The 26,338-nt window shown below is 73.5% G+C and carries 24 protein-coding genes; 13 read left to right on the top strand and 11 right to left on the bottom strand.

Going from position 1 to position 26,338, the window contains the following annotated elements:
* The first annotated feature begins 90 nt into the window (after positions 1-90).
* The 3 genes from ACH4B3_RS12330 (at position 91) to ACH4B3_RS12320 (ending at position 3,031) form a co-directional block, all read left to right on the top strand.
* The gene (locus ACH4B3_RS12330; RefSeq protein ID WP_398462730.1) at positions 91-969 is read left to right on the top strand and encodes a helix-turn-helix transcriptional regulator; all 879 of its coding nucleotides are present in this window, start codon (positions 91-93) and stop codon (positions 967-969) included.
* Positions 970-1,452: 483 nt separating this feature from the next.
* Complete coding sequence (locus ACH4B3_RS12325; protein ID WP_398462729.1) at positions 1,453-2,064, top strand: RNA polymerase sigma factor; 612 nt, start codon at positions 1,453-1,455, stop codon at positions 2,062-2,064.
* Positions 2,057-3,031: a CU044_5270 family protein gene (locus ACH4B3_RS12320; protein ID WP_398462728.1), complete on the top strand. Its 975-nt coding sequence runs from the start codon at positions 2,057-2,059 to the stop codon at positions 3,029-3,031. The genes ACH4B3_RS12325 and ACH4B3_RS12320 overlap by 8 nt, the downstream gene beginning before the upstream one ends.
* An 85-nt stretch (positions 3,032-3,116) precedes the next feature.
* Here the strand turns inward: ACH4B3_RS12320 and ACH4B3_RS12315 are convergent, their stop codons facing one another.
* The gene (locus ACH4B3_RS12315; RefSeq protein WP_398462727.1) at positions 3,117-3,557 is read right to left on the bottom strand and encodes a VOC family protein; all 441 of its coding nucleotides are present in this window, start codon (positions 3,555-3,557) and stop codon (positions 3,117-3,119) included.
* Between the two features lie 98 nt (positions 3,558-3,655).
* Here ACH4B3_RS12315 and ACH4B3_RS12310 point away from each other — a divergent pair, with 98 nt between their 5' ends.
* From ACH4B3_RS12310 to ACH4B3_RS12295, 4 genes are all read left to right on the top strand, one after another.
* Positions 3,656-4,261 carry a TetR/AcrR family transcriptional regulator gene (locus ACH4B3_RS12310; protein ID WP_398462726.1) on the top strand — a complete coding sequence of 202 codons (606 nt, stop codon included), beginning with the start codon at positions 3,656-3,658 and terminating at the stop codon, positions 4,259-4,261.
* A 392-nt stretch (positions 4,262-4,653) separates the two neighbouring features.
* Positions 4,654-5,856, top strand: coding sequence for a tRNA dihydrouridine synthase DusB (gene dusB, locus ACH4B3_RS12305; protein WP_398462725.1), 1,203 nt, complete (start codon positions 4,654-4,656; stop codon positions 5,854-5,856).
* A gap of 400 nt (positions 5,857-6,256) precedes the next feature.
* A complete protein-coding gene (ppdK, locus tag ACH4B3_RS12300; protein ID WP_398462724.1) occupies positions 6,257-8,971 on the top strand; it encodes a pyruvate, phosphate dikinase in 2,715 nt (904 codons plus the stop codon).
* A 472-nt stretch (positions 8,972-9,443) separates the two neighbouring features.
* A complete protein-coding gene (locus ACH4B3_RS12295) occupies positions 9,444-10,505 on the top strand; it encodes an ArsR/SmtB family transcription factor (RefSeq protein ID WP_398462723.1) in 1,062 nt (353 codons plus the stop codon).
* A 140-nt stretch (positions 10,506-10,645) separates the two neighbouring features.
* Here ACH4B3_RS12295 and ACH4B3_RS12290 read toward each other — a convergent pair whose 3' ends face one another.
* The 4 genes from ACH4B3_RS12290 to ACH4B3_RS12275 all read right to left on the bottom strand — a co-directional run bounded on the left by ACH4B3_RS12290 (position 10,646) and on the right by ACH4B3_RS12275 (position 15,158).
* Positions 10,646-11,803: an alkaline phosphatase PhoX gene (locus ACH4B3_RS12290; protein WP_398462722.1), complete on the bottom strand. Its 1,158-nt coding sequence runs from the start codon at positions 11,801-11,803 to the stop codon at positions 10,646-10,648.
* 248 nt (positions 11,804-12,051) lie between these two features.
* Positions 12,052-12,888, bottom strand: a complete 837-nt coding sequence (locus ACH4B3_RS12285) for a carbohydrate ABC transporter permease (RefSeq protein WP_398462721.1) — start codon at positions 12,886-12,888, stop codon at positions 12,052-12,054.
* 3 nt (positions 12,889-12,891) lie between these two features.
* Positions 12,892-13,896, bottom strand: a complete 1,005-nt coding sequence (locus tag ACH4B3_RS12280; RefSeq protein ID WP_398462720.1) for a carbohydrate ABC transporter permease — start codon at positions 13,894-13,896, stop codon at positions 12,892-12,894.
* Positions 13,896-15,158 (bottom strand): ABC transporter substrate-binding protein, encoded by a 1,263-nt coding sequence (locus tag ACH4B3_RS12275; RefSeq protein WP_398462719.1) that lies wholly within the window; start codon positions 15,156-15,158, stop codon positions 13,896-13,898. The genes ACH4B3_RS12280 and ACH4B3_RS12275 overlap by 1 nt, the downstream gene beginning before the upstream one ends.
* A gap of 425 nt (positions 15,159-15,583) precedes the next feature.
* On the opposite strand from ACH4B3_RS12275, the gene ACH4B3_RS12270 reads away from it, so the two are divergent.
* Both ACH4B3_RS12270 and ACH4B3_RS12265 read left to right on the top strand, forming a co-directional pair.
* A complete protein-coding gene (locus ACH4B3_RS12270; RefSeq protein ID WP_398462718.1) occupies positions 15,584-15,940 on the top strand; it encodes a hypothetical protein in 357 nt (118 codons plus the stop codon).
* Positions 15,886-16,242, top strand: coding sequence for a hypothetical protein (locus ACH4B3_RS12265; protein WP_398462717.1), 357 nt, complete (start codon positions 15,886-15,888; stop codon positions 16,240-16,242). Before ACH4B3_RS12270 ends, ACH4B3_RS12265 begins: the two co-directional genes overlap by 55 nt.
* A 34-nt stretch (positions 16,243-16,276) precedes the next feature.
* Here the strand turns inward: ACH4B3_RS12265 and nirD are convergent, their stop codons facing one another.
* The 3 genes from nirD to ACH4B3_RS12250 are packed head-to-tail and all read right to left on the bottom strand — an operon-like array spanning position 16,277 to position 20,732.
* Positions 16,277-16,627: a nitrite reductase small subunit NirD gene (nirD, locus tag ACH4B3_RS12260; protein WP_398462716.1), complete on the bottom strand. Its 351-nt coding sequence runs from the start codon at positions 16,625-16,627 to the stop codon at positions 16,277-16,279.
* Positions 16,624-19,299, bottom strand: coding sequence for a nitrite reductase large subunit NirB (gene nirB, locus ACH4B3_RS12255; protein WP_398462715.1), 2,676 nt, complete (start codon positions 19,297-19,299; stop codon positions 16,624-16,626). Before nirB ends, nirD begins: the two co-directional genes overlap by 4 nt.
* On the bottom strand, positions 19,296-20,732 hold the full coding sequence (locus tag ACH4B3_RS12250) for an NAD(P)/FAD-dependent oxidoreductase (protein ID WP_398462714.1): 1,437 nt from the start codon (positions 20,730-20,732) through the stop codon (positions 19,296-19,298). Before ACH4B3_RS12250 ends, nirB begins: the two co-directional genes overlap by 4 nt.
* A gap of 186 nt (positions 20,733-20,918) precedes the next feature.
* Between ACH4B3_RS12250 and ACH4B3_RS12245 the strand changes: the two genes are divergently transcribed.
* Positions 20,919-21,698: a TSUP family transporter gene (locus ACH4B3_RS12245; RefSeq protein ID WP_398462713.1), complete on the top strand. Its 780-nt coding sequence runs from the start codon at positions 20,919-20,921 to the stop codon at positions 21,696-21,698.
* Between the two features lie 108 nt (positions 21,699-21,806).
* On the opposite strand, the gene ACH4B3_RS12240 is transcribed toward ACH4B3_RS12245, so the two are convergent.
* Both ACH4B3_RS12240 and ACH4B3_RS12235 read right to left on the bottom strand, forming a co-directional pair.
* Positions 21,807-22,634 (bottom strand): NAD(P)H-binding protein, encoded by an 828-nt coding sequence (locus ACH4B3_RS12240; RefSeq protein ID WP_398462712.1) that lies wholly within the window; start codon positions 22,632-22,634, stop codon positions 21,807-21,809.
* A 214-nt stretch (positions 22,635-22,848) separates the two neighbouring features.
* Positions 22,849-23,193: a cupin gene (locus ACH4B3_RS12235; protein WP_398462711.1), complete on the bottom strand. Its 345-nt coding sequence runs from the start codon at positions 23,191-23,193 to the stop codon at positions 22,849-22,851.
* Between the two features lie 151 nt (positions 23,194-23,344).
* Here ACH4B3_RS12235 and cutA point away from each other — a divergent pair, with 151 nt between their 5' ends.
* Positions 23,345-23,668, top strand: a complete 324-nt coding sequence (gene cutA, locus ACH4B3_RS12230) for a divalent-cation tolerance protein CutA (protein WP_398462710.1) — start codon at positions 23,345-23,347, stop codon at positions 23,666-23,668.
* 13 nt (positions 23,669-23,681) lie between these two features.
* On the opposite strand, the gene ACH4B3_RS12225 is transcribed toward cutA, so the two are convergent.
* Positions 23,682-24,425: a vancomycin high temperature exclusion protein gene (locus tag ACH4B3_RS12225; RefSeq protein ID WP_398462709.1), complete on the bottom strand. Its 744-nt coding sequence runs from the start codon at positions 24,423-24,425 to the stop codon at positions 23,682-23,684.
* A 231-nt stretch (positions 24,426-24,656) separates the two neighbouring features.
* On the opposite strand from ACH4B3_RS12225, the gene ACH4B3_RS12220 reads away from it, so the two are divergent.
* Together ACH4B3_RS12220 and ACH4B3_RS12215 are read left to right on the top strand one after the other, a co-directional pair.
* The gene (locus ACH4B3_RS12220; RefSeq protein ID WP_398462762.1) at positions 24,657-25,685 is read left to right on the top strand and encodes an adenosine deaminase; all 1,029 of its coding nucleotides are present in this window, start codon (positions 24,657-24,659) and stop codon (positions 25,683-25,685) included.
* A gap of 99 nt (positions 25,686-25,784) precedes the next feature.
* Positions 25,785-26,243 (top strand): MarR family winged helix-turn-helix transcriptional regulator, encoded by a 459-nt coding sequence (locus tag ACH4B3_RS12215; protein ID WP_398462708.1) that lies wholly within the window; start codon positions 25,785-25,787, stop codon positions 26,241-26,243.
* The last annotated feature ends 95 nt before the right edge of the window (positions 26,244-26,338 follow it).

The following is a 26,338-nucleotide window of genomic DNA, read 5'->3' as shown; positions in this document are numbered from 1 at the left end:
TCCCGTTCCGCTCAACCAGGTACCAGAGTCTTCTTATCCTGGTACAACGACTACCTGGCAACGGGATGCCGGGCGGTGCACCCTGGGACCATGACCACCGTCGTCCGGTCCGCAGAGGCCGCGGTCCGCCGCGCCGAACTCGCCGCCTTCCTCCGCAGCCGCCGCGAGCGCATCACCCCCGAGCAGGTCGGGCTGGTGCGCGGCCCCCGCCGGCGCACCCCGGGGCTGCGCCGGGAGGAGGTCGCGCAGCTCTCCACCGTCGGCGTCACCTGGTACACCTGGCTGGAACAGGGTCGGGACATCCAGGTGTCCGCCCAGGTGCTGGACTCCATCGCGCGGGCGCTGCTGCTGGACCGCAGCGAGCGCGCCCATCTGTTCGCGCTGGGCGGTGCCGCCGACCCCGCACCCGGCGGCGAGTGCACCGGGGTGCCGCCGGCGCTGCGGATGGTGCTCGACCAGCTCGACCCGTTCCCGGCCTGCGTGCAGAACAGCCGGTTCGACATCCTCGCCTACAACACCACCTACGGGCGGCTGATGTGCGACCTGGACGCGCTGCCGCCGGAGGACCGCAACTGCCTGTGGCTCGCCTTCACCAACGAGGAGTGGCGCGCCAGCCTGGTCGACCTGGACGAGACGCTGCGGGCGATGGCGGCGAAGTTCCGCGCCTCGATGGCCGAGCACCTGGCCGAGCCCCCGTGGAAGGCGCTGCTGGCCCGGCTGCGGGAGGCGTCCCCGGAGTTCCGGGAGATCTGGGAGCGGCACGAGGTGCTGCGCCCCACGGAGAAGATCAAGTTCTTCCGCCAGTCGCGGGTGGGGCTGCTGCGGATGAGCTACACCGGCCTGTGGACCGGGCCGGGCGCGGGCCCCCGGCTGCTCGCCTACACCCCGGTGGACGAGGAGTCCCGGCAGCGCCTGGAGCGGCTGGGCGGACTGTGCGCACGCCAGGCCGGGGCCGACCGGACCGGATGACGGCCGGCCCCGGGCCACCATCCGGTCCGGTCGGGCGGCCGCGTCCGGCGCCCCGGCCCACCGCCGGGCGGTGACCGGCGCCCGACACCGGCCCGCCGGGTTTCGTCTTCGGTCGGCGTAGGGCCCCGCGCCTGGACCGCCGCGGCGAGGAGCGCGCCCTGACCGAGGCGGTCCGCATCCCCGACCGCCGCGGCGGCGGGCTGGGCCGCGAGCTGCCGCACTGGGCCATCGAGCGCGCCCGCGCCCGCGGCCGCACCCCTGGTCCGGCTCACCAGCGACAAGCGCCGCACCAAGGCCCACCGCTGCTCCGACTCGCTCGGCCTCGCCCGCAGCCACGAGGGGTTCGAGCCGGCGCCGTGCCCCGGGCGGCCGCCCGCTCCAACGGCCCGACGCCCCCGTGAACCCGGGTCCGGGGTTCGGGGAAAAGGGGGTGAACGTCTCGGCAGGGTTCAGTCCCGGGACGACGGAACGAACGGAGCATCAGTGACCGCCCATTCCCGGCTCGCGCCAGACCGGGCACGTACCGACGACGCCGCACTGATCGAAGAGTCCGCGGCGAGCCCGGAGGTCTTCGCGACCCTCTACGACCGCCACGCGGCCACTCTCCACCGCTATGTGACGCGGCGTCTCGGCCAGAACCTCGCCGACGACATCGTCGCCGACACCTTTCTCATCGCCTTCCGCCGGCGCGGCGGCTACGACCTGAGCCGCCCCGACGCCCTGCCGTGGCTGTACGGCATCACCGCCAACCTGATCGGCAAGCACCGCAGGGCCGAGGTGCGCGCCTACCGGGCTCTCTCCCGTACGGGTGTGGACCCGGTGGCCGAGTCGTACACCGACCGGATCGACGGACGGGTCAGCGCGCAGGCGTCCGGCAAGCAGCTCGCCGCGGCACTCGCCGCCCTGTCGGCGGGGGACCGCCATGTGCTGCTGCTCATCGCCTGGGCCGAACTGACCTATGACGAGGTCGGCCAGGCGCTCGGGATCCCGGTGGGCACCGTGCGGTCCCGGCTGAACCGGGCCCGCAGAAAGATGCGCCAGGCGCTCGGCGGAATCGACCCCACTCTTGTCCAGGAGGTAGCAACCCATGGATGAACTGCAGGCAGTACGTGACATGCGGCCATCGGCGCCGGAGCCCGGCGTCGCACGGCTGGCCCAGGGCCGCCGCGACCTCCTCGCCGCGGCGGCCGCCGCGGACGGGCCGGACCGCGGCCGGGCCCCGCGATGGCTGACCGGGTCAGGGCGGCCCTGGCGGCTGGCGATCCCGGCGGCGGTGGCGGCGAGCGTGGTCGCCGGCCTGCTCGCCGTCACGCCCGGGGACCAGGGAGCGGCCCGGGAACCCCAGGCGCGGACCGTGAACGTGGCCCAGGTGATGGAGCGGGCCGCCGACTCGGTGCGGGACCACAAGGTCACCCGGCCGCGTTCCGACCAGTGGATCTACAACAAGACGGCGGTCCGGACGCCGCGATACTTCGAGGACGAGGGTTGGGAAAGGTACGACGGGAAGCAGTACGCCTACCGCCGCCACGGCAAGATCGTTGTCGTGGACGACACCCCGTCGGCCGGCCACAAGGTCGAGGGGCCCAAATCCTACGAACAGTGGTATGACGACATCGTCAAACTGCCCACCGACCCGCGGAAGCTGCTGGCGCGGGTCCACTCCGACGCGTCCTTCGACACCCTCGTCGACACATTCCTCGACGAGAAGACCGGGCCGCCGAAGGCCCTCGATTTCCGAAGGCTCTCCAACATCCTCTCCTACGGGGTCGCGCTGCCGCCCGAGCTGAACGCGGCCCTGTACCGGGCACTCGCCCTCGTTCCCGGAGTCGAAGTGCTGGAACAGCGGGTCGACGACGCCGCCGGCCGGAGCAGCCTGGCCGTCAGGTACGTCCACCGGGGCCCCGGCAAGGACACGGCCGATTACCTCTTCCTGGACCCCGAGACCTATGCCTTCCGGGGGACCGGCTGGGATGCCACGCGGCTCGGGCCCGATCCGCGGTTCGAGCATGAGCTGGCGGCGTTGGTCGAGGCAACCGTGGACAAGCCCGGCGAGACACGATGACGGATGACGGGCCCCGGCCGGTTCCGGCCGGGGCCCGTGCGAGGCATGCCGATGCGGGACATCACCGTCTCGAAGGAGACCCGCGCTAGGCCCCGGGTGCCTGGCCGGCGGCGTACTGCGCGGCGTACTCCGCGGTCGGCGGGGTGACGGTGATGATGTCGATCAGCACGCCGTCCGGGGCGGCCACGATGAAGTGCCGCTGGCCGAACTCCTCGGTGCGCAGGGTGAGGAGTTCGGTCAGACCCGCCTCCCGGACCAGCCGGTGGTGCTCGGCGTCCACGTCGGCCACCTCGAAGTTCAGCAGCAGGCCGCCGCCGATCGGGACGCGGTGGCCCTCGGGCAGGGTCGGATGGGTGTGGTCGAGCAGGGCCAGCTCGTAGTGCGGCGCGTCCGGGCGGCGCAGGCTCACGTACCAGTCGGACTCGAAGGTCGCCTCGAACCCGAAGTGGCGGGTGTAGAAGTCGCGTGCCGCGGCCACGTCACGGGTGGCGATCACCGGATAGAAGCTGCTGAGTTCGGTCTTCATGGCGGGGCTCCCGTATCGCGTCGGCAGTTTCGCATACCCGAGGTATGTGAACGGGACGTTAGCATACTCCGGGTATGCGAACGGAAGGACGGATGAGGATGGCTGCCACACGGGCCGAGCAACGGGCGGCGACCCGGCGGGCGCTGCTGACCGAGGGGCGGCGGCGGTTCGCCGGCGACGGCTACCACGACGTGGTGCTCGCCGAGGTGGCGCGCTCCGCCGGAGTCACCAAGGGCGCCGCCTACCACCACTTCGCGAGCAAGGCGGGGCTGTTCCGCGCCGTGGTCGCCGAGGTGCAGGGCGAGCTGGGGGTGCGGGTGGCGGCCGCCGCGGAGGCCCACCAGGACCCCTGGGAGCAGCTGCGGGCCGGGTGCCACGCCTTCCTCGCCGCGGCCGCCGATCCGACGGTGCGCCGGATCGTGCTGGTGGAAGCGCCCGCGGTACTGGGCTGGGACGAGTGGCGGGCGATGGACGAGGACTCCTCCGCCCGCCACCTGACCGAGGCCCTGGAGGGGCTCGTGGCGGCCGGGCTGATCCCCGGGCAGCCGGTCGAACCGCTCGCCCGGCTGCTGTCGGGGGCCATGAACGAGGCGGCGCTGTGGCTGGCCCGGTCGGCGGATCCCCGGGCCCCGGCGGACACCGAGCGGGCGCTGGACCGGCTGCTGCGCGGGCTGCGGGCGGACGGCGGCCGACCGCCGTCCTGACCGCCGCCCGGTGACACCGGGTGCCGCCGGTGCCGCGGGCGGTCCGGCCCCCCGGGCCGGGCCGGGGGGCCGGACCGGGGCGACGGGTGACGAGCGGGGGTGCGCCGCGCCGACGGTGTCCGGGCCGGTACACGCGGCGCCGACGGGAGCCGGGGCCGGGGGGAGCCGGGCAGACGGGGGCCGGGGCCGGGGTGAGCCGCGCCGGCGGGGGCGGTCCGCACCGGCAAGCCCGACGGGGGCGGTCCGCACCGGACGGCCCGTGCGCGAGCAGGGCCGGGGCCCGGGACGTCCGGCCCTGGCGGGACCCCGGGCGGGGTGCGGGACAATGGAGGATCCGTCCTGCCGTCCGTACCCTCCGCCGCGCCCGGCCACGACCCGAGGAAGCCGTCCCCATGAGCCTGACGAACCATCCCCCGGCGACCTCCCCCGGACCCCGTCCGGAGGCGCCCGCCGGGGAGCACGCGCTGCGGATCGGACCGCACCTGGTCCAGCCGCCGGTGGTGCTCGCCCCGATGGCCGGGATCACCAACGCGCCGTTCCGCACCCTGTGCCGGGAGTTCTCCGGCGGCAAGGGGCTGTTCGTCAGCGAGATGATCACCACCCGGGCCCTGGTCGAGCGGGACGCCAAGACCATGCGGCTGATCCACTTCGACGGTTCCGAGAAGCCCCGTTCCATCCAGCTGTACGGGGTCGACCCGCTGACCGTCGGCAAGGCCGTCCGCATGATCGTGGACGAGGACCTCGCCGATCACATCGACCTCAACTTCGGCTGCCCGGTGCCCAAGGTGACCCGGAAGGGCGGCGGCTCGGCGCTCCCGTACAAGCGGAACCTGCTCCGCGCCATCCTCCGGGAGGCGGTCACCGCCGCCGGACCGCTGCCGGTGACCATGAAGATGCGCAAGGGCATCGACGACGACCACATCACCTACCTCGACGCCGGCCGGATCGCGGTGGAGGAGGGGGTCACGGCCATCGCCCTGCACGGGCGCACCGCGGCCCAGCACTACGGCGGCACCGCGGACTGGGACGCCATCGCCCGGCTGAAGGAGACCGTGCCGGAGATCCCGGTGCTCGGCAACGGGGACATCTGGTCGGCGGAGGACGCCGTGCGGATGATGCGCCGGACCGGCTGCGACGGGGTGGTCGTGGGGCGCGGCTGCCTGGGCCGGCCCTGGCTCTTCGGCGACCTGGTCGCCGCGTTCGAGGGCGCGGACGGGGAGGCCCGGCGCCCCGCCGCGCCGACGCTCCGGGAGGTCGCCGCGGTGATGCGGCGGCACGCGGAACTGCTGGCGGAGTGGCTTCAGGACGAGGAGCGCGGTGTCATCGACTTCCGCAAGCACGTCGCCTGGTACACCAAGGGCTTCTCGATCGGCTCCGATGCGCGGAAGCGCCTGGCTATCACCTCATCTCTGGACGAATTGGACGCTCTTATGAGCGGGCTCGAATTGGACCAGAAATGGCCCCTTGGCGCGGATGGTCCCCGGGGCCGCACCTCCGGGCGGAACCGGGTGGTCCTCCCGGACGGCTGGCTGGACGACCCGAACGAGCGCGTGTGCGTCACCGAAGACGCAGAGCTGGACACATCGGGCGGATGACGCCGCTGTTCCGCCGCTGTTACGGGTCCGGATGATGGAATCCGGCCAGGCGGCAAGGCGTGATTCTCGCCACGTCTGATGACGGGTTTGCTCATATGAGCGGAACTCGACAGGGTGCACCTTTCATAAGGGTGGCACTGGGTGCCACCCTTGAAATCTTCGAGTCCGGCACTCAGGTGTCACGCTGTGTCAAAAGTGATCGCCCGTTCCTCATCTCAGCGTGATGATGTGTTCATCTCTTGAACGCATGGCCTGATGGTGTCGGCCCCCGGGATGACTTTCGATCTAGCGGCGGACGGGTGGTTACGGCCGTATGACAGCCGAGTGGACGTACCCAGACACCTTCGATCTGGGTATGTTCCTCGCCGTCAGGGCAGCCGTCCGGAGGAGTTCGAGTCCCGTGTCGGAAACACAAGATCAGCAGAAGTTCGTTTACGACTTCACCGAGGGCAACAAGGATCTGAAGGACCTGCTCGGCGGGAAGGGTGCCAACCTCGCCGAGATGACCAACCTGGGCCTTCCCGTCCCTCCGGGCTTCACCATCACCACCGATGCGTGCCGGGTCTACCTGGAGAGCGGCGAGGCTCCGGCGGCACTCCGTGACGAGGTGAGCGCGCACCTCGAGGCCCTCGAAGCGAAGATGGGCAAGAAGCTCGGCCAGGCCGACGACCCGCTGCTGGTCTCCGTCCGCTCCGGCGCCAAGTTCTCCATGCCGGGCATGATGGACACCGTCCTCAACATCGGGCTCTCCGACGAGTCGGTGGCCGGGCTCGCGACCCAGGCCGGCGACGAGCGGTTCGCCTGGGACTCCTACCGCCGCCTCATCCAGATGTTCGGCAAGACCGTCCTGGGTGTCGACGGCGACCTCTTCGAGGAGGCGCTGGAGGAGACCAAGCGCGTCAAGGGCGTGACGGTCGACGTCGACCTGGACGCGGCGGACCTCAAGGGTCTGGTCGGGCAGTTCAAGGAGATCGTGGCCAAGGAGACCGGCCGCGAGTTCCCGCAGGCGCCGCGCGAGCAGATGGACCTGGCCATCAAGGCGGTCTTCGACTCCTGGAACGGCGAGCGGGCCAAGCTCTACCGCCGCCAGGAGCGCATCCCCGGTGACCTGGGCACCGCGGTCAACGTCTGCTCCATGGTGTTCGGCAACCTCGGCCCGGACTCCGGCACCGGTGTCGCCTTCACCCGCGACCCGGCCAGCGGCCACCAGGGCGTCTACGGCGACTACCTGCAGAACGCGCAGGGCGAGGACGTCGTGGCGGGCATCCGCAACACGGTCCCGCTCGCCGACCTGGAGGGCATCGACAAGGCGTCGTACGACCAGCTGATGCAGATCATGGAGACGCTGGAGACGCACTACAAGGACCTGTGCGACATCGAGTTCACGATCGAGCGCGGCAAGCTGTGGATGCTCCAGACCCGGGTCGGCAAGCGCACCGCCGGCGCCGCGTTCCGGATCGCCACCCAGCTGGTCGACCAGGGCCTGATCGACGAGGCGGAGGCGCTGCAGCGGGTCACCGGCGCGCAGCTCGCCCAGCTGATGTTCCCGCGCTTCGACGAGAAGGCGGACGCCGAGCGGATCGGGCGCGGCATCGCCGCCTCCCCGGGCGCCGCGGTCGGCAAGGCCGTCTTCGACTCCTACACCGCCGTCAAGTGGTCGCGGTCGGGGGAGAAGGTCATCCTCATCCGCCGTGAGACCAACCCCGACGACCTGGACGGCATGATCGCCGCCGAGGGCATCCTGACCTCCCGCGGCGGCAAGACCTCGCACGCCGCCGTGGTGGCCCGCGGCATGGGCAAGACCTGTGTCTGCGGCGCCGAGGAGCTGGAGGTCGACACCAAGCGGCGCCGGATGACCGCCTCCGACGGCACGGTCGTCGAAGAGGGCGACGTCGTCTCCATCGACGGCTCCACCGGCGCGGTGTACCTGGGTGAGGTCCCGGTCGTCCCGTCGCCCGTCGTGGAGTACTTCGAAGGCCGTATGCACGCCGGCGCCGAGGACGCCGACGAGCTGGTCAAGGCGGTGCACCGGATCATGGCCTACGCGGACCGGGTACGCCGGCTGCGGGTACGGGCCAACGCCGACAACGCCGAGGACGCCGCCCGCGCCCGCCGGTTCGGCGCCCAGGGCATCGGCCTGTGCCGCACCGAGCACATGTTCCTCGGTGAGCGGCGCGAGCTGGTCGAGCGGCTCATCCTCGCCGACACCGACGACGAGCGCGGCCAGGCCCTGCAGGCCCTGCTGCCGCTGCAGAAGGGCGACTTCGTCGAGCTCTTCGAGGCGATGGACGGGCTGCCGGTCACCGTGCGGCTGCTCGACCCGCCGCTGCACGAGTTCCTGCCCGACATCACCGAGCTGTCGGTGCGGGTGGCCCTCGCCGAGGCCCGCGAGGAGGCCCACGAGAACGAGCTGCGGCTGCTCCAGGCGGTCCACCGGCTGCACGAGCAGAACCCGATGCTGGGTCTGCGCGGCGTCCGGCTCGGCCTGGTGATCCCCGGCCTGTTCACCATGCAGGTGCGGGCCATCGCGGAGGCCGCGGCCGAGCGGGTGGCCGCCAATGGCGACCCGCGGGCGGAGATCATGATCCCGCTGGTCGGCACGGTGCAGGAGCTGGAGATCGTCCGCGAGGAGGCCGAGCAGGTCATCGCGGAGGTCGAGCAGGCCCACGGAGTGACCCTCGGGCTCACCCTCGGCACCATGATCGAGCTGCCGCGCGCCGCGCTGACCGCCGGTCAGATCGCCGAGTCCGCCGACTTCTTCTCGTTCGGCACCAACGACCTCACCCAGACCGTGTGGGGCTTCTCCCGGGACGACGTGGAGGCGAGCTTCTTCACCGCCTACCTGGAGAAGGGCATCTTCGGCGTCAGTCCGTTCGAGACCATCGACCGGGACGGTGTGGGCTCCCTCGTCCGCTCGGCGGCGGAGGCCGGCCGGGCCACCCGGCCCGACCTCAAGCTCGGCGTCTGCGGCGAGCACGGCGGCGACCCGGAGTCGGTCCACTTCTTCCACGAGGTCGGCCTGGACTACGTCTCCTGCTCGCCGTTCCGGATCCCGGTGGCGCGGCTGGAGGCCGGCCGGGCGGCGGCGCAGAGCAGTGGCAGCGACAGCCGCTGAGGCGGGCTGAACGTCAGGACGGGAATCGAACTCCAGGGGGCCCGGCCCCCTGGAGGCCCAGCCACCGGAGCCGTCGCGGGGACGCTCTGACCCTCACCCCCCGGCCGCGGCTCCGGCTTGCAAGGGGGCGGCACTCTGTGCGGAGGTGCCGCCCCCTCTCACTCCCCCCACGGGAGCTGTTGCCGCCCGCATCGGCCCGAGCGGCAACAAAGTGCTCAGCGGCCGGTACGCACTCGTCACCCCCCACGGGAACGAGCATCCGGGACCTGAGCACCGCCTGTTGAATTGCGGACGTACGCCACTGTCATCGTGGTGTTTACCCGCGCTTTCCTGGTTACAGCATTCCGCTTGTCACACTGATCCCGCGACCCGTTTCAACTGTGGCCAAAAGGGCGTGGTGACTGCCTGTGTTAGTGTGCATACTCGTCCGTGATCGGGGGGTGGCCACGGATGTCACTTTTGTGGGGGTCTGGTGCTACGCGTTCACTTCAGCGGACTCGATCTGGCGCGGTTGCGGATGGCGACCCGTCCGGACGCTCTCTGGGAAACCGTCCTCAGTTTCCACCGGCTCCGGGACAAACAGGGGGAGCTCGTATACGGAGAATGGCGCTCCGAAACCCGCACCCGTTTGAACGGTGAAACGCGCCTTCTCGCGCCCCTGATTCCGCTCCGCGGTTATTTCCCCGACTTCCTGACACCTGCCGAAGGAATAATCGGCGCGGACACCGCGATGGAGGCGCTGCGCGCTACCCCCGGCGCCCGGCTGGGCACCGAGATCGGCCGGCTCGCCGCCGGCCGCCCGCTGCTGCCGGGCTGGATCCACGACCTGGCCGACGGCGGCAGCCGCGCCCTCGACCGGCTGATCGGCGCCCTGCGCGCCTACCACCGGGCCGCCATCGCCCCGTACTGGCAGCACATCCAGGCGCGCATCGAGGCCGACCGGGCCACCCGGGGACGCGCGCTGCTGGACGGCGGCGCGGACGGGCTGCTCGCCTCGCTGCCACCCACCATGCGGTGGCGCTCCCCGGTCCTGGAGGTCGACTACCCGGTGGACCGGGACCTCTTCCTCGGCGGCCGGGGCCTGCTGCTGCTGCCGTCCTTCTTCTGCCGGCGCACCCCGGTGACGTTCTTCAGCCCCGAACTGACGCCGGTGCTGGTCTACCCTGTCGAGCACACCCCCGCCTGCGCCCCGCCGCGCCCGCTGCGGCAGCCCCCGACGGTCGCCGCGCGCACCGGTTCGCTGAGCAAGCTGGTCGGGCAGACCCGGTCCGCGGTGCTCCAGGGGGTCGGCGGCGGCTGCACCACGAGCGAACTCGCGCGCCGGGTCGGGGTGTCACTCGCCTCCGCCAGCCAGCACGCCACGGTGCTGCGGGAGGCCGGGCTGCTGCTGACGCTGCGGCAGGGCGGTGCGGTGCTGCACACGCTCACCCCGCTGGGCGCCGCCCTGCTGCGCGGTGGTGCGCCGGTGGAGCGCATGAACGAATCTTCGGTCGAGCTCGCCGGGGCGGCGTCCGGGGCCTCCGGCGTCCGGTGAGCGCTGACCCGCGGCCGCCGGTGGCCCGCCGGACCACCGGTGCCGCCGGACCCGGGCGGGGCCCGGCGGCACCGGCGCGTATGACGCACCCCGCGCGGCGCGGCCGGTGAGCGGTCTCCGGCCGGCCCGGTGAGGACCGGTCAGGACCGGAAGGGCCCGGTCACCTCGTAGGTGATGCCGCCGGAGGAGCTGCCGGTGGTGCCGCGCTGGCTGGAGAAGTACAGCCGCTTGCCGTCCGGGGAGAACGCGGGGCCGGTGATCTCCGACCCGGACTGCCCGGAGATCCGCAGGAACGGGGCCACCACGTCGTCCGGGGTGATGATGCAGATCTCCATGTTGCCGCCGTCCTCGGCGACGAACAGGTCGCCGGAGGAGCTGCCGGTGACGTTGTCGACGCCGGTCAGCGGCGGGGTGCCGGAGACCAGGGAGTCGTCATAGGCCAGTTCGTAGGTGCCGGCGGCCACGTTGAGCTGCCAGACCCGGTTGTCGCCCTTGGTGGTGAACCACACGGTGTCGTTGGCGTAGTGACAGCCCTCACCGCCGGCGAACCGCTTGGCGCCGGAGACCTGGTTGCGGGTCGCGGTGGGGGAGCCGTCCGGGTCGGGCACGTTGGCCCAGGTGTACGAGCCGGAGGTGGCGGTGCCGGCCTTGAGCACCTGGAGGGTGCCGGAGGAGAGGTCGCCCCAGGTCGTGGGGGTGAACCGGTACAGACAGCCGTCGCTCTCGTCCTCGGTCAGGTAGATGACCCTGCGCACCGGGTCGGCCGCGGCGGCCTCGTGCTTGAACTTGCCCATCGCGTCCCGGCGGACGGCCGGCTGCACCCCGAACGGGTCGGTCTCGTACACCGCGCCGAGGCTGACCTCCTCGCAGGACAGCCAGGTGTTCCACGGGGTCCGGCCGCCCGCGCAGTTCTGCCGGGTGTTGGAAAGGATGCGGTACGCGCCGGTGATGGCACCGGTGGAGCCGAACTTCACCGCGCTCGCCCCGCCGCCCGGGTTGATCTCGGAGTTGGAGACGTATATCCATCCGGCTCCGTCGGCGAAGCAGGCGCCGCCGTCCGGCGCGTTGTGCCAGGTGTACGAGGTGCTGCCGACCCGCTGCCCGGACCGGGCGATGACCCGGCTGGTGAAGCCGCTGGGCAGCAGGATGCCGTTGGCGTCGGCCGGGCGCAGCGCTCCGTACGGGCCGGAGCCGGGCTGCGCCGGGGCCGCGTAGGCGGCGCCGTGCATCAGGGTGCCGCCGAAGGCGGCGGCCGAGGTGCCGATCACCGCTCCGCGCAGGAAAGTGCGACGTTCCACGGTCACTCCACGAGGTGAGGTCTGGCCTCGGCGCCGGTCGGCGGCGAGGTGACGTGGAGGGGACCCTAGAAGCGCAGAGTTGACATGACTTCAACAAGCGGTGAAGTGGCGGGGATGATTCCGAGGCCCCGGCACGGCCCCCGGAGCAACCTTCGGCCGCCCCGCCACCCGCTGACACCCGCGCCCCGGACCCGGCGCACCATCCGCTCGGCCCCGGGCCTCCGGCACCACCGCACCGCCCGCCGCGCTCAGTCGTCGATGCCGGAACGCTCCACCCCGGCCACGATGTACCGCTGCAGCAGCAGGAAGACCACCAGCAGCGGCAGGATCGACACCGCCGCGGCCACGAACAGCTCGTGGATCCGCACCGTCTGCGCGGTGGTGAACGTCGACAGCGCCACCTGCACCGTCCAGGCGTCCCGGTCCTGCCCGATCACCAGCGGCCACAGGAAGGAGTTCCACGACCCGATGAAGACGATGGTGCCGACCGCCGCGAACACCGGACGGGAGTTGGGCACCACCACCCGCCAGAAGGTGCGCCAGTAGCCCAGCCCGTCCACCCGCGCCGCGCCCTCCAGCTCCCTGGGGAACCCGAGGAAGTACTGCCGGAAGACGAACGCGGCGAAGGCGCTGAACAGCGTCGGCACGACCAGACCGCGCATCGTGGAGATCCAGCCCAGCGAGGAGACCAGCACGAAGCTCGGTACGAAGGTGACCGCCGCCGGCACCATCAGGGTGCCCAGGATCCAGTAGAAGACGGCGTTCGCGTACCGGTACGGGATCCGGGCCAGCCCGTAGCCGGCCAGCGAGGCCGGCAGCAGGGTCCCCACCGTGGTGGCCACCGCGATCAGCGAGGAGTTCAGCAACGCCCGCGCCATCGGCACGCTCGGGTCGTCGAACAGTTCACCGACGTTGGACCACCGCACGTCGCGGGGGAAGAACGTCCAGTCCGCCGCCGTGATGTCCGCCTCGCGCGCCAGACCGTTGCGTACCAGCAGGTAGAAGGGGATGAGGAAGAGCAGGGCCAGCGTGACCAGCAGCACCAGCCGCAGCGCCCGCCCCACCCGTACCCAGGCGTCCCGCACCGGCTACTCCTCCTTCCGGCCCAGGCCGAACCAGCGGGCCTGCGCCACCGTGACCACCGCGATGATCAGCGCCAGGATCACCGCGCCCGCGCTGCCCAGACCCAGGTTCTGCTCCTGGCCCAGCGCCGTGTAGTAGAGGTAGACCAGCGGTGGCCGGGCGTACGGCGGGTACCCCCGCGCGTCCGAGAGCAGGTTGTAGAACTCGTCGAACGCCTGGAAGGCGTTGATCACCAGCAGCAGCACCACCGCCACCGAGGTGGCGCGCAGCTGCGGGAACGTGATGTGGCGGAACGTCTGCCAGCCGGGCCGGGCGCCGTCCACCGCCGCCGCCTCGTACAGCCGGGGCGAGATCCGCTGCAGCCCGGCCAGGAACAGCACCATGTAGAAGCCCGCCTGGAGCCACAGCCGCAGCGTCGCGATGACCAGCCAGTACCAGGGCGGGTCGGTGGTCGACAGCCAGGCGACCTGGTCCATCCCGAACCAGTCCAGCACCGTGTTGGCCAGCCCGAAGCGGACCCCGTTGAAGATGGACATCTTCCAGATCAGCGCCGCCACCACATAGCTGCACGCCACCGGCAGGAAGAACACCGAACGGAAGAACGCCTGGGCCCGCCGGAGCCGGTTGACCATCAGGGCGAGCGCCAGCGACAGCACGAAGGTCGCCGGCACGATGAAGGCGGTGAACAGCCCGAAGGTCACCAGACTGTCGGTGAACGCGTCGTCGCGCAGCATCGTGGCGTAGTTGTCCAGCCCGACGAAGTCGGCGGCGGACGGCGACACGGTGTTGTGCGCGTCGAAGAAGCTGAGCCACAGGCTCCAGCCCAGCGGCACATAGGTGAACAGGGTCAGCCCGATCGCGAACGGCCCGACGAACACCCAGAACCACAGATGGCGGTTGTGCGGCCCCAGCAGCCTGCGCCGCAGCGACCGCCGCCGCGGGCCGGCCGGCACCCCGCGCGGGGCGGGCCGGCGGCGTTCCCCGGGCAGGTCCCGCAGCACCGGTCCCATCAGCCGCCCTTCCGGACGCGCCGCAGCTCCGCCTCGGTCTTCCGCACCACCGACCGCAGCTCACCGTCCGGGTCCGCGCCGTCCTTGAGGATCCGGCTGAGGGCGTCCTTGAACGCCGTCTGGCTCGCGGTGGTCCACAGCAGCGGCTGGGCGTACCCGTGGTCGGTGGTGAACCGCACCACCTCGGCCGCCGCCCCCTCCCGCAGCGCCGCCGCCTTCTTCGCCAGCGACAGCCGGGCCGGGATGTGGAACCCGTAGGAGAGCGCGAAGTCCTCCTGGTACTCGGTACGGTCCACCCACAGCCACTTCACGAACGCCTTGGCCTCGGCCCGGCGCGCACTCCGCGCGCTGACCGCCGACCCGTACGCGCCCACCGGCACCGCCGGTGCGCCGCCGGCGCCGTCCGCCGGGAACGGCAGCACCCCGAAGTCCTCGCCCAGCTCCTTCCTGATCAGGGGCAGCGCCCACAGCCCGGACCACTGCATCGCGGTCAGCCCCTGGACGAAGGCCGACGGGTCCGACCAGTCCGACGGCGCGCCCAGCAGCAGTGACTCGTCCCGGTGCAGCCGGCGCAGCTTGCCCAGGGTGCGGGCCGCCGCCGGGTCGTCGAAACCCACCGCGCCGTCCTCGGTGATCACCGGCAGGCCCGCCGCGTACAGCGGGGTGGCCATCAGCACCCCGGGCCCGCCGTCGTTGCCCAGGAAGAGCCCCTTGACGTCCCTGGTGGTGAGCTCCGCGGCGGCGTCGATCAGCGCGTCCAGCGTCTTCGGCGGCTCTACCCCGGCCTTCGCGAGCAGGCTCTTGCGGTAGTACAGCAACTGGGTGTCGACCACCTGCGGGACGGCCCAGATCCGGTCCCGGTACGTCTTGGGCGCCAGCACCGCCGGGTTGAAGTCCTCGCGCACCCCGTCCAGCAGGTCGGTCACCTCGACCACCTGGCCGCCCCGGATCTGGTCCAGGGTGGGCCCGTTGACCTCGAAGACGTCCGGGCCGGAGTCGGTGAGCAGGGCGGCGGCGGTCTGCTGGTCGTAGTTGCCCGGCCGCCACTGCACCCGGACGTCCGCCTCGCGGTAGGCGTCGGCGTACCGTTCCACCGCCTGCTGGGTGCCCGGCTCGCCGTACTGGTGGTACCACTGCTCCAGCCGCGGCCGGCCACCCGGACCGCCGTCGTCCCGGCCGGTGTTCGAGCCGCAGGCGGCCAGTGCGCCGGACAACGCGATCGCGGTGCCCGAACCGAGCAGTCCCCGACGACTGATGGACATGGCGGTGCCCCCTCGCTGTCAGATCGAGCCGTGCGTGCGCCGTACGTCTCAACGATCAACCATGGAGGGGGATTACGACAGGGGCATTGCCGACGTATGTACGTGTGACCGCCCGACCGGCCGGGGCCCCCGGCCGGTACCCGTGAACCGGGCGGACCGGGCGGGCCGGGCGGACGGGGCGCACCGGGTGGGCCGGGCGCACCGGGCGGGCGGAGGTCGGCGGACCGGGCGGACCGGGCGGGGGCCGGCGGGTCGGCGCCGGGCCGGCCCGCCGGTGCGCACCCCATGACGGGCGGGGCCGGTGGGGCGGGTGTGCGGCGGGTCGACCGACGCCTGTCAACGTCGCGTCAAGTTCGGTCAACGGCAGGTCAGCGACGCGTCAACCCCCGGGCGCCGACCCGAACACCTGCCCTACCGTCCGGGACATGCGACGCGGATCCGGGCGCGGCCCGGCTGCCGATGACGACAACGACGACACCGCCGGGGCCACGGCCCCCGCCGGGCCGGGCGCATCCGCTCGCCCGGCCCGGCCGGTGCTCGCCCGGGACCGGCACTGGCCGGGCCGGGTGCGGACGGCGGTGGGCTCCTCGTGCGCCGTACTGGCCGCCCTGGTGCTGCTGGATCTCTCGGTGGGCACCCTCACCCCGCCCCGCACCGCCTGTTGGGTGGCGATCGCGGTGTGCCAGGTGTCGGTGCTGTACCCGCCGCGGGTCACCGCGGGGGAGGGGTGCTGGCCAGCCGCGGGATGTTCCGCGAGCGGCTGGTCCGCACCGACCTGCTGACCTCGGTCAGCCGCCCGGAGGGCGTGGCCCCCCGGCTGGTCCTCCGCGACGTCCTCGGCCACCGGGTGGAGCTGGATCCGGAGGTCCTGGCCGCGAACCCGCTGCTCTGGCACGAGCTGGACCGCGGCGCGCGGCTGTCCCGCCGCCGGGGCCTGCTGCGCTGCGGTGCGGCGGTGCTCGCCGCGGTGGGCGACCGGGTCGACGGCGACGGCGCCCGCCGGCTGCTCGGGACGGCCGGCCCCGGCGGTCCGCGCGGCGGCCGGCCCGGGGGCCCCGCCGACGGCCGCGGGCCGGGCCGGTGACCGCCGACGGCCGGACCGCCGCCGGCCGCGCCGCTCAGACCGTGCGCACCTCGTAGGCGGTGACGGTGACCGTCTCGTCGTCCAGGCAGCGCCCGGTGGCCAGGTCGAAACGCTGCTTGAGCAGCGGCGAGGCGACGAACGGCCGTCCGCCGGCCGCGCCGAGCAGCCCGCGCGCCAGCACCTGGGCGCCGGTGAACGGATCGCGGTTGCCGATCGCGTAGGCCCGACCGGCCCGGTCCAGGTAGACCGCGACCTGGGTGCCGTCCGGGAGCAGCGCGGCGACGCCGCGCCCCGGGGTGAGATCGGCCAGTTCGCACACCGCGAACCAGCGCTGGTCGACGAGGAGTTCGACGCGGACGGAGGTCCTCTCCGGTGCCAGGGTCATCGGCTGGTGCTCCCTTCCAGGGCGCGTTCGGTACGGACGGGGATGCTCGGGCCCGACAGCAGCGTCAGGTCGGGCTTGACCTGGTCGCGCTCGGGCACGAAGCGCACGGTGGGGTCGGGCGCGTCGGGGGCGTTGACGAACGAGACGAACCGGCGCAGCCGCTCCGGGTCCTCCAGGGTGGCCGCCCACTCGTCCCGGTAGTGCGCCACGTGGTCGGCCATCAGCGCCTCCAGCTCCGCGCAGATCCCCAGCGAGTCGTGGACGACCACGTCCCGTACGTGGTCCAGGCCGCCCTCGATCCGCTCCAGCCAGGCGGAGGTGCGCTCCAGCCGGTCGGCGGTGCGGATGTAGAACATCAGGAACCGGTCGACGAGCCGGACCAGTTCCGTGTCGTCGAGGTCCTGGGCGAGCAGGTCGGCGTGGCGCGGGTCGGCGCCGCCGTTCCCCCCGACGTACAGGTTCCAGCCGTTGGACGTCGCGATCACCCCGAAGTCCTTGCCCCGCGCCTCGGCGCACTCGCGGGCGCACCCGGACACCGCCGACTTCAGCTTGTGCGGGGACCGCAGCCCCCGGTAGCGCAGTTCCAGGTCGATGGCCATCCGCACCGAGTCCTGCACGCCGTACCGGCACCAGGTCTGCCCCACACAGGACTTCACGGTGCGCAGCGCCTTGCCGTAGGCGTGCCCCGACTCGAAACCGGCGTCCACCAGCCGGGCCCAGATCACCGGCAGCTGGTCCACCCGGGCGCCGAACAGGTCGATCCGCTGACCGCCGGTGATCTTCGTGTAGAGCCCGAAGTCCCGGGCCACCTCGCCGATCACGATCAGCTTCTCCGGGGTGATCTCACCGCCGGGGATGCGCGGCACGATCGAGTACGAGCCGTTGCGCTGGAGGTTCGCCAGGAAGTGGTCGTTGGTGTCCTGGAGGGCGGCCTGCTCGCCGTCCAGGACGTAACCGCTGGCGCCGAGGGTGGGGGCGAGCGAGGCGATGATCGACCCGATGGTGGGCTTGCAGACCTCGCAGCCGTCGCCGCGCCGCGCCTCCTCCCGGCCGTGGCTGTCCAGCAGCTGGGCGTAGCTGGTCAGCCGCAGACTGCGGACGATCTCGTACAGCTCGGCGCGGGTGTAGGCGAAGCAGCCGCACAGCCCCTTGTCGACGCTGACGCCGCTCGCCTCCAGCTCCTCGTTGACCAGCGTGGTGAGCACCTTCACGCAGCTGCCGCAGCCGGTGCCCGCCTTGGTGCACTTCTTCACCTCGGGCACGGTGGTGCACCGGTGCTCGGTCACCGCCGACCGGATGCTGCCCTTGGTGACGTTGTGGCAGTTGCAGACGACCGCCTCGTCGGGCAGCGCGGAGGGGCCGATCGCCGCGGGCGCGCCGAGTCCGGCCGGGAGTACCAGCTGCTCCGGGGCGACCGGCGGCACGCTCCCGGTGAGCGGGCGCAGCGTCCCGTAGGCGTCGGCGTCCCCGACGAGCACCCCGCCCAGCAGTTCGCCGCCGGAGCCGATCACCAGCTTCTTGTAGACGCCGGCGCGGGAGTCGGCGTACACGACGTCCAGGCAGCCGGGCGTGGCGCCGTGCGCGTCGCCGAACGAGGCCACGTCCACCCCGAGCAGCTTCAGCTTGGTGGAGGTGTCCGCCCCGGTGAAACCGGCGTCCGCCGCGGCGGCGGCTCCGGCGGCCGCCCGCTCCCGGGCGATGGTGCCGGCCGCCACCTCGGCCATCTCGTAGCCGGGCGCCACCAGTCCGTACACCCGGCCGTCGGAGGCCAGCGCGCACTCGCCGATCGCGAACACCGCCGGGTCGCTGGTCCGGCACCGCTCGTCGACGGTGATCCCGCCCCGCTCGCCGACGTCCAGACCGCACTCCCGGGCCAGCTGGTCCCGGGGCCGCACGCCCGCCGAGAAGATCACCAGGTCGGTGTCGATGGCCGAACCGTCGGACAGCTCCATCCGGGCCACCGCGCCGTCCCCGTCCACGGCGATCTCCTTGCCGCCGACGCCGGTGTGCACGACCAGCCCCATCTCCTCCACGGTGCGGCGCAGCGCCGCCCCGCCGCCCTCGTCGACCTGGAGGGCCATCAGCCGCGGGTTGAACTCCACGATGTGCGTGGTCAGCCCGAGGCCCTTCAGCGCTCCGGCCGCCTCCAGACCGAGCAGCCCGCCGCCCACCACCACACCGGAGCGGCGGCCCGTGGCGTACTCCTCGATGGCGAGGAGGTCCTCGATGGTGCGGTAGACGAAGCAGCCGGTGGCGTCCTTGCCGGGCACCGGCGGCACGAACGGGTAGGAGCCGGTGGCCAGCACCAGGGTGTCGTAGCCGACCGTCACCCCGGCCCGCGAGGTGACGGTCCGCGCCTGCCGGTCCACCGCCTCCACCGGGTCGCCCAGGTGCAGTTCGATGCCGTGCCGGGCCATGAAGCCGTCCGGCACCAGCGACAGGTCCTCGGCCGTCCGCCCGGAGAAGTACGAGGTCAGCTGGACCCGGTCGTACGCCTGACGGGGCTCTTCGCAGAACACCACCACGCGCGCGGCGCCGGTGACGCCCCGGTCCGCGAGGGCCTCGAGGAATCGCTGGCCGACCATGCCGTGCCCGGCCAGGACGATCGTCGGCTTCGCCGGAGCTGTCCGGTCCGCCGGCGTCGGCTTCGTCGGCTGGGTCCGTGGGGTCATCGAGGGCCTCCATCGTTGGTGAGCAGGTGGAGAAGGGGGGCGGAGGGCAGCGGCTCGTCGCCCTCCCAGGTCCGGGCGAGCGCGCCGACGGTGCCGAGATCGCCGAAGAGGATGCCGCCGACCAGCCGGTCGCCGCGGACCACGACCTTCCGGTACGCGTTGCGGGTGGCGTCGGAGAGACGGACGACGTCGTCGCCGGGCCCGGGCGTCGGATCGCCGAACGCGGCCAGGTCGAGTACGCCGGGGGCGGTGGGCGCCGCCGCGTCCGCGCCGGGTGCCGGGCCGGGGCCGGCGAGGGTGAGCCGGGTGAGCGCCCGGGTGCCGGTGTAGCGGGGCCGGCCGGCTCCCGCCGGACCGGCCGCGGCCGGCGGGCCGGCGACCCGCGCGGCGATCACCCGGGCCAGCAGATCGGCCTGTTCCTGGGCGGGGCCGGCCAGCCCGTAGAGCACCCCGTCGTGCTCGGCGCAGTCACCGATCGCGTACACGTCCGGGTCGCTGGTGCGCAGTTCGTCGTCGACCACCACACCGCGTGCCGTGGTGATGCCGGCGGCCCGGGCCAGCCCGACCCGGGGCCGTACGCCGCAGGCGAGCACCACCAGGTCGGCGTCGAGGGCGTAGCCGTCCGCCAGTTCCACGGCCCGTACCGCGACCGGCGGCCGCCCGGCGCCCGCCGGGTCGGTGCCCGCGGGCGGCGCGGCCCCGGCGTCCGCCGCGGCCGCCTCGCCGTCCCGGCCGGGCGGTCCGGTCCGCAGCCCGCGCACCCGGCACTCGGTGTGCACCTCCACGCCGAGCGCCGACATGTGGTCGTGCAGCAGCCGTGCCGCGCCGCTGTCCAGCTGGCGCTCCATCAGGTGTTCGCCCTGGTGCGCCAGGACCACCTGGGCGCCGCGCTGGGCGAGCGCACGGGCGGCGGACACCCCCAGCAGGCCGCCGCCGATCACCACGGCCCGCGAACCGGGCCGCACCGCCGCGCCGAGCGCCAGGCAGTCGTCCATGGTCCGGAAGGCGTGCACGCCCGCCGGCAGCTCCCGGCCGCCGCCGGGCGCCTCCGGGGCGCCGCCGTCGGGGCGGAACAGTCCGCGCAGCGGCGGCAGGACCGGGTTGGAGCCGGTGGCCAGCACCAGCGTGTCGTACGGCACCACGCGGCCGTCGTCCACCCGCACGACGCGGCGATCCCGGTCGACGCGGACCGCGCGCACCCCGCTCAGCCGGTCCGCCGGGGCGGCCGGCAGCGCGATGACCTCGGGCGCGTACCGCCCGGCCAGCACCTCGGCGAGCAGCACCCGGTTGTACGGCGGGTGCGGCTCCTCGCCGACCACGGTCAGCGCCACCTCCGGCACCCGGGCCAGCTGCTGCGCGAGCCGCGCCCCCGCCATGCCGCCGCCGATCACCACCACCCGGTGGCAGTCGTCCGGCTCTCCAGTCACCCTCATGCCTGGAAGCGTGCGATGTGCCTGTTTCCCGGCGGCATCACCTCCGTTTCCGCGCGGCAACGCTGCCCTCAGCGCCCGGCGCGCCGCGCTGTGAGCGTCCCGCGGCCACCGCGGGCCCCGGCCCGGCGGTGTCCCGGGGGCGGGCCCGCGACGGCCGGCCGCCGGGGGCGGCTTAGGGTCGCGATCATGCCTGACATATCCATGACCGCGATCGTGCTGCTCTGCCTGGCCGCCGCGGCGGCCGGCTGGATCGACGCCGTGGTGGGCGGCGGCGGGCTGCTCCAACTCCCCGCGCTGCTCGTCGGCGTCCCCGGTCTGCCGCCCGCCTACATCCTCGGCACCAACAAGGCGGTCGCGGTGGTCGGCACCTCGGCGGCGGCCGCCACCTACGTCAGCAAGGGCCTGGTCGACGTCCGCGCCGCGGTGCGGATCGGGCTGGCCGCCGCCCTCGGCTCGCTGGCCGGGGCGTTCTTCGCCGCCGGCATCGACAGCGAGGTGCTCCGGCCGCTCATCATGGGCGTGCTCCTCGCCGTGCTCGCCTTCGTCCTGCTCCGGCCCGCGTTCGGCACCGCACCCGCCACCGGCCCGGTCACCCGCCAGCGGATCATCGCCGGCATCCTCGTCGCGGGCGGGGGCATCGGCTTCTACGACGGGCTGTTCGGCCCCGGTACCGGCACCTTCCTGGTCATCGCGCTGGTCGCCACCCTCCGGATGAACCTGGTGACCGCCTCCGCGACCGCCAAGGTGGTCAACGTCTGCACCAATCTGGGCGCACTGGTCACCTTCGCCGTCCAGGGCACGGTGCTGTGGCGGCTGGCCGCGCTGATGGCGGTCTTCAACCTGGCGGGCGGCACCGTCGGCGCGCGGATGGCGCTGAAGCGGGGGAGCGGCTTCGTACGGGCGGTGCTGGTGGTGGTCGTCGTGTCGCTGGTGTGCAAGCTGGCGTACGACCAGTGGCTGGCGTGACCGGGCGGCCGTGCCCCGGCCCGCCCGCCGCCGGTGGCCGACCCGCCGCCGGTGCCGGGGACGCCCCGGGCCGGGGCCCGCGGCCCCGGCGGGAGCGCGGGGGCGGGCTCAGCCCCGCCAGGCCCCCGCGGCCGCCGTGTCCGCCGCGTACGCCGTGAAGTCCCGCGCCTCCCGGCCCAGCGCCCGGCGCACGCCGTCGGACAGATAGGCGTTCTCGTCGCGGGCGATGATGCCCAGCAGCCCGTCGACGACCGGGGCCTCCTCGGCGGTCAGCCCGGCAGCGATCAGGTCGGCGATGAACTCCTCCGAGGAGATCGGGGTGTAGCGCAACTCCCGGCCGGTCGCCGCGGCGATCGCCGCCGCCGCGTCCCCGAAGCCCAGCAGCCGGGGCCCGGACAGCTCGTAGACCTCCCCGGCGTGCCCGTCGCCGGTGAGCGCGGCCACCGCCACCTCCGCCACGTCCGCCACGTCGATGAACGGCTCCCGCCCGGCCGCCGTCGGCAGCCGCAGCTCGCCACCGAGGACGTACGGCGCGAACATGTCCTCGCTGAAGTTCTGCGCGAACCAGGTGGGCCGCAGGATCGTCCAGGCGAGCCCCGACGCGCGCACCGCCTCCTCCGCCGGTCCGGCGCCCGCCCACCCCCGGGCGGACAGCATCACCACCCGCTGCACACCGCGCTCGCGGGCCAGCCGCAGGAACGCCTGGATGTGACCCGGGGCGTCCGGGCTGCTCAGATCCTGCAGGTACACGAGGTAGACGGCGCCGGCGCCGTCCAGGGCGGGGCCCCAGGTGGAGTCGTCGAGCCAGTCGAATCGGGTGGCGCCGCCGCGGGACGCGGCACGCGCCGGCACACCGCGCTCGGCGAGCAGTGCCGCGACCCGCCGCCCCGTCTTGCCGGTGCCGCCCAGAACCAGGATGTCGTTGCTGTTCGTCATGGCTTCAGTCAACCGGCGGGCGGCCGACCGGACCATGCGCGGCAGACTCGTGCGCATGCGCGTGCGTCCAGCGAGCGCGCCGGCGCTCCGCGACCGGCAGGCGCGGCCCGCCGCCCGCCGCCGGCGGACCGCCACCGCGAGCCGCTCGCCGGCGCCGCCGGGCCGTCCGGCCGGGGCAGGCGTGGCGGGGCGGGCCCGGCGCCCGCGCCGCCCCTCACCCGGCCGGGGTGGGGCAGCCGGTGGTCGCCGTCACCGCGGTCAGCAGTACCACCGAGTCCTGCATCGCCCGCAGCCCGTTCCGCTCCTGGGGGATCAGCTGCACCTGGCCCGCGATCAGGTCCTGCTCGCTGCCGGAGGTGGTCAGCCGGACGTGCCCGTGCAGCACCTGGAGGCTGGCCGCCGGGGGCGCGTTGTGCTCGTCCAGCTCGGTGCCCGAGGTCAGCGCGATCACGCTCTGGCGCAGCGGTCCGCCGTGCAGGAAGAGGTGGGCGCTGCGGCCGTGCGGGTCGGCCCGGGCCAGGTCCAGGTGGTGGCGGGCGAGCTTGGTGAGGTCGTCCATGGGCCATCCTCGTTTCAGCGGTACGTCTTCAATCGTCACCGGCTAGCGTGTACCCCGCCAGTCGCGGGCCGTGCGTGGCGTCCGACCGACCCGGTCGGACACCGGCCCGCCGGCCGGCGGCGCCCGCACCCGGGACGAGAGGACCAGCGGCATGGCGGACTTCCTGACCGTACTGACCACCACGGACAGCCCCGAGAAGGCGGAGGCGCTGGCGCGCGGGGCGGTGGAGGCGCGGGTCGCGGCGTGCGCGCAGATCAGCCAGCCGGTGACCTCGGTGTACCGCTGGCAGGGCGTGGTCGAGACCGAGTCGGAGTGGCAGGTGCTGTTCAAGACCACCGCGGCGCGCTACGACGAACTGGAGGCGCACATCCGGGAGGCGCACGACTACGACAACCCGGAGATCATCGCGACTCCGGTGACCCACGGGAGCGACGCCTACCTCGGCTGGGTGCTGGAGCAGACCACCATCGCCTGACACCCGGCCGGGGTCAGGGGGCGGCCAGGGCGTCCGCGACGCCCGGCTCCCGCGGGCCCAGGAAGTGCGGGTCCGGCCGGAACGTCACGTCCAGCACCGCCTTGCCCGACGCCAGTACCTCCCGCAGCCCGCCGTACAGCCAGGTGCCGTCGCGCGGCTCCTCCACCCCGACGCCGTGGGAGTCGATCCCGGCGGCCTCGCAGAGCGCCAGCGCCCGCCGGATGTGGAAGCCCTGGCTGACCAGCACCGCCCGGTCCACCCCGAAGAGCCGCCGGGCGCGGGTGCAGGAGTCCCAGGTGTCGAAGCCCGCGTAGTCGCTGACGATCCGCCGGCCCGGCACCCCGTGGCGTACCAGGTAGGCGCGCATGGCGTCCGGCTCGTCGTAGTCCGCCCGGCTGTTGTCCCCGGTGACCATGATCGCGCGGACCTTCCCCCGCTCGTACAGCTCCACCGCCGCGTCCAGCCGGTGGGCGAGGTACGGGGACGGCTCCCCCCGCCACAGGCCGGCCCCGAAGACCATCGCGACCGGGGCGGACGGCACGTCGGCGACGGTGTGGACCCGCCCGTCGGTGCTCAGCCGCACCCAGGTCGCCGGCAGCAGGCCGAGCACGCACAGCGACACGGCGATCCGCACGGCCCGCCGCTGCCCGCGCCGGGTCCGGGGCAGCCGCGGGCGGGGCAGCCGGATCCGCCGCGCGCGGACCGGGCCCGTGCGCACCGCCGGGTCGCGGCGCTCCTCCGGCTCGGTGGGTTCCATGCCCGCCCCCTCTGATCGACGTCACCGAGTGTGACGCTCCCCGGCCCGGCCGGGTTGCGTCCGGGGCGCCGTGAGCCCGTCCGCGAAGGCCCGGTCCACCGTGCCTATCCTGGGCTTTCACCGGAAATCCGCGACGCTCCCCGGGGGCGCGCGGCGCTTCCACCGACCCCGGCGACCGGTCCCGGCCGGTCCCGGGCCGACGCAGAGCAGGTGCAGCCCGCCGTGCCCCCCATCCCCGACGCCGCCGCCCCCGGCCCCGCCTCCGCAGCCGCCTCCGGCGCCATCCCGAAGGCGGAACTCCACCTCCACATCGAGGGCACCCTGGAGCCGGGCCTGGCCTTCGCGCTCGCCGAGCGCAACGGCGTGATCCTGCCGTTCGCCACCGAGGAGGAGCTGCGCGCCGCCTACTCCTTCACCGATCTGCAGTCCTTCCTCGACCTGTACTACGCGCTGATGGCGGTGCTCCGCACCGAGGACGACTTCGCCGACCTCGCCGACGCCTATCTGGCCCGCGCCCGCGAGCAGGGCGTCCGGCACGCCGAGATCTTCTTCGACCCGCAGGCCCACACCGCCCGCGGCGTCCCGATCGGCACCGTCATCGACGGGCTCGGCCGCGCGCTGGACGCGGCGCCCCGGCGGCACGGCATCACCACCCGTCTGATCATGTGCTTCCTGCGCGACCTCAGCGCCGAGTCGGCACTGGCCACGTTCGAGGCGGCCCGCCCGTATCTGGACCGGATCACCGCGGTCGGCCTGGACTCGGCGGAGGTGGGCAACCCGCCCGCGAAGTTCCGCGAGGTGTACCGGCTCGCGCGGGAGGCCGGCCTCAAGTGCGTGGCCCACGCCGGGGAGGAAGGCCCGCCCGCCTACGTCTGGGAGGCGCTGGACGTGCTGGGCGTGGACCGGATCGACCACGGAGTGCGCTCCCTGGAGGACGCGGCGCTGGTCGCCCGGCTGGTCGCGGACCAGGTGCCGCTGACGGTGTGCCCGCTGTCCAACGTGCGGCTCCGGGTGGTCGACCGGCTCGCCGACCACCCGCTCCCGGCGATGCTGGCGGCGGGGCTGCTGGTGACGGTCAACTCGGACGACCCGGCGTACTTCGGCGGCTACGCCGACGACAACTTCACCGCGCTGCGCGACGCGCTCGGCCTGGACCGGGAGACGCTGCGGGAACTGGCCCGCAACTCCTTCCGCGCCTCCTTCCTGGACGAGGAGACCCGCGCCGGGTACCTCCGGGAGGTCGACGCGCACCGCGGCTGACCGTTCCGCTTGACCTCAAGTAAGGTTCAAGTCCTAGGTTCGGTGGTGTCATCACGGACACCGGCCGGCGGACACCGGCCCGAGCGGGGAGCGCGGACCATGGAGTACTCGCACAGCGACACCGAGCTGATCAAGCAGCCCATCGGCTACTGGAGCTGGGCCGCGTACAAGGCGGTCGTCGACCGGACCCGCGCCACACTGGCCGAACTCGGCCTCACCCAGCCGCAGTGGTGGGTGCTGGCCCAGGTCGCCAGGGCGGAGCGGGTCAGGACCCGGAGCGAGGTGACCGCCACCCTGGAGGGCTACCTCGACGTGGGGGACGGGCTGCTGGGATCGGAGATCGACGCCGCGATCGCGCACGGCTGGCTCACCGAGGACGCGGCCGGGCACCTGGAACTCACCGCCGAGGGCGAGGACTTCTACGCCCGCGCCGCGGCGGTCCAGGACCGGTTGTGGGCGGAACGGCACGCGGGCATCTCCGACGAGGAGTACCTGACCACCCTGAAGGTGCTGCAGCGCTTCATCCACAACACCGGTGGCCGGGCCTGGCACCACTGACGCCGCCGCCGCCGAACGGGCGCGGCCCGGCCCGGCCCGCGCCGCGGGTGCCGCCCGCGTGGCAGTCGTGTGCCGATCGTGCGGGTGTCACCGGG

Origin of the sequence: Streptomyces sp. NPDC018031, assembly GCF_044327625.1 — a bacterium.
Taxonomy (GTDB): Bacteria; Actinomycetota; Actinomycetes; order Streptomycetales; family Streptomycetaceae; genus Streptomyces.
Note: the sequence above shows the minus strand (reverse complement) of the source record. Positions and strands in the feature narration are given on the sequence as shown.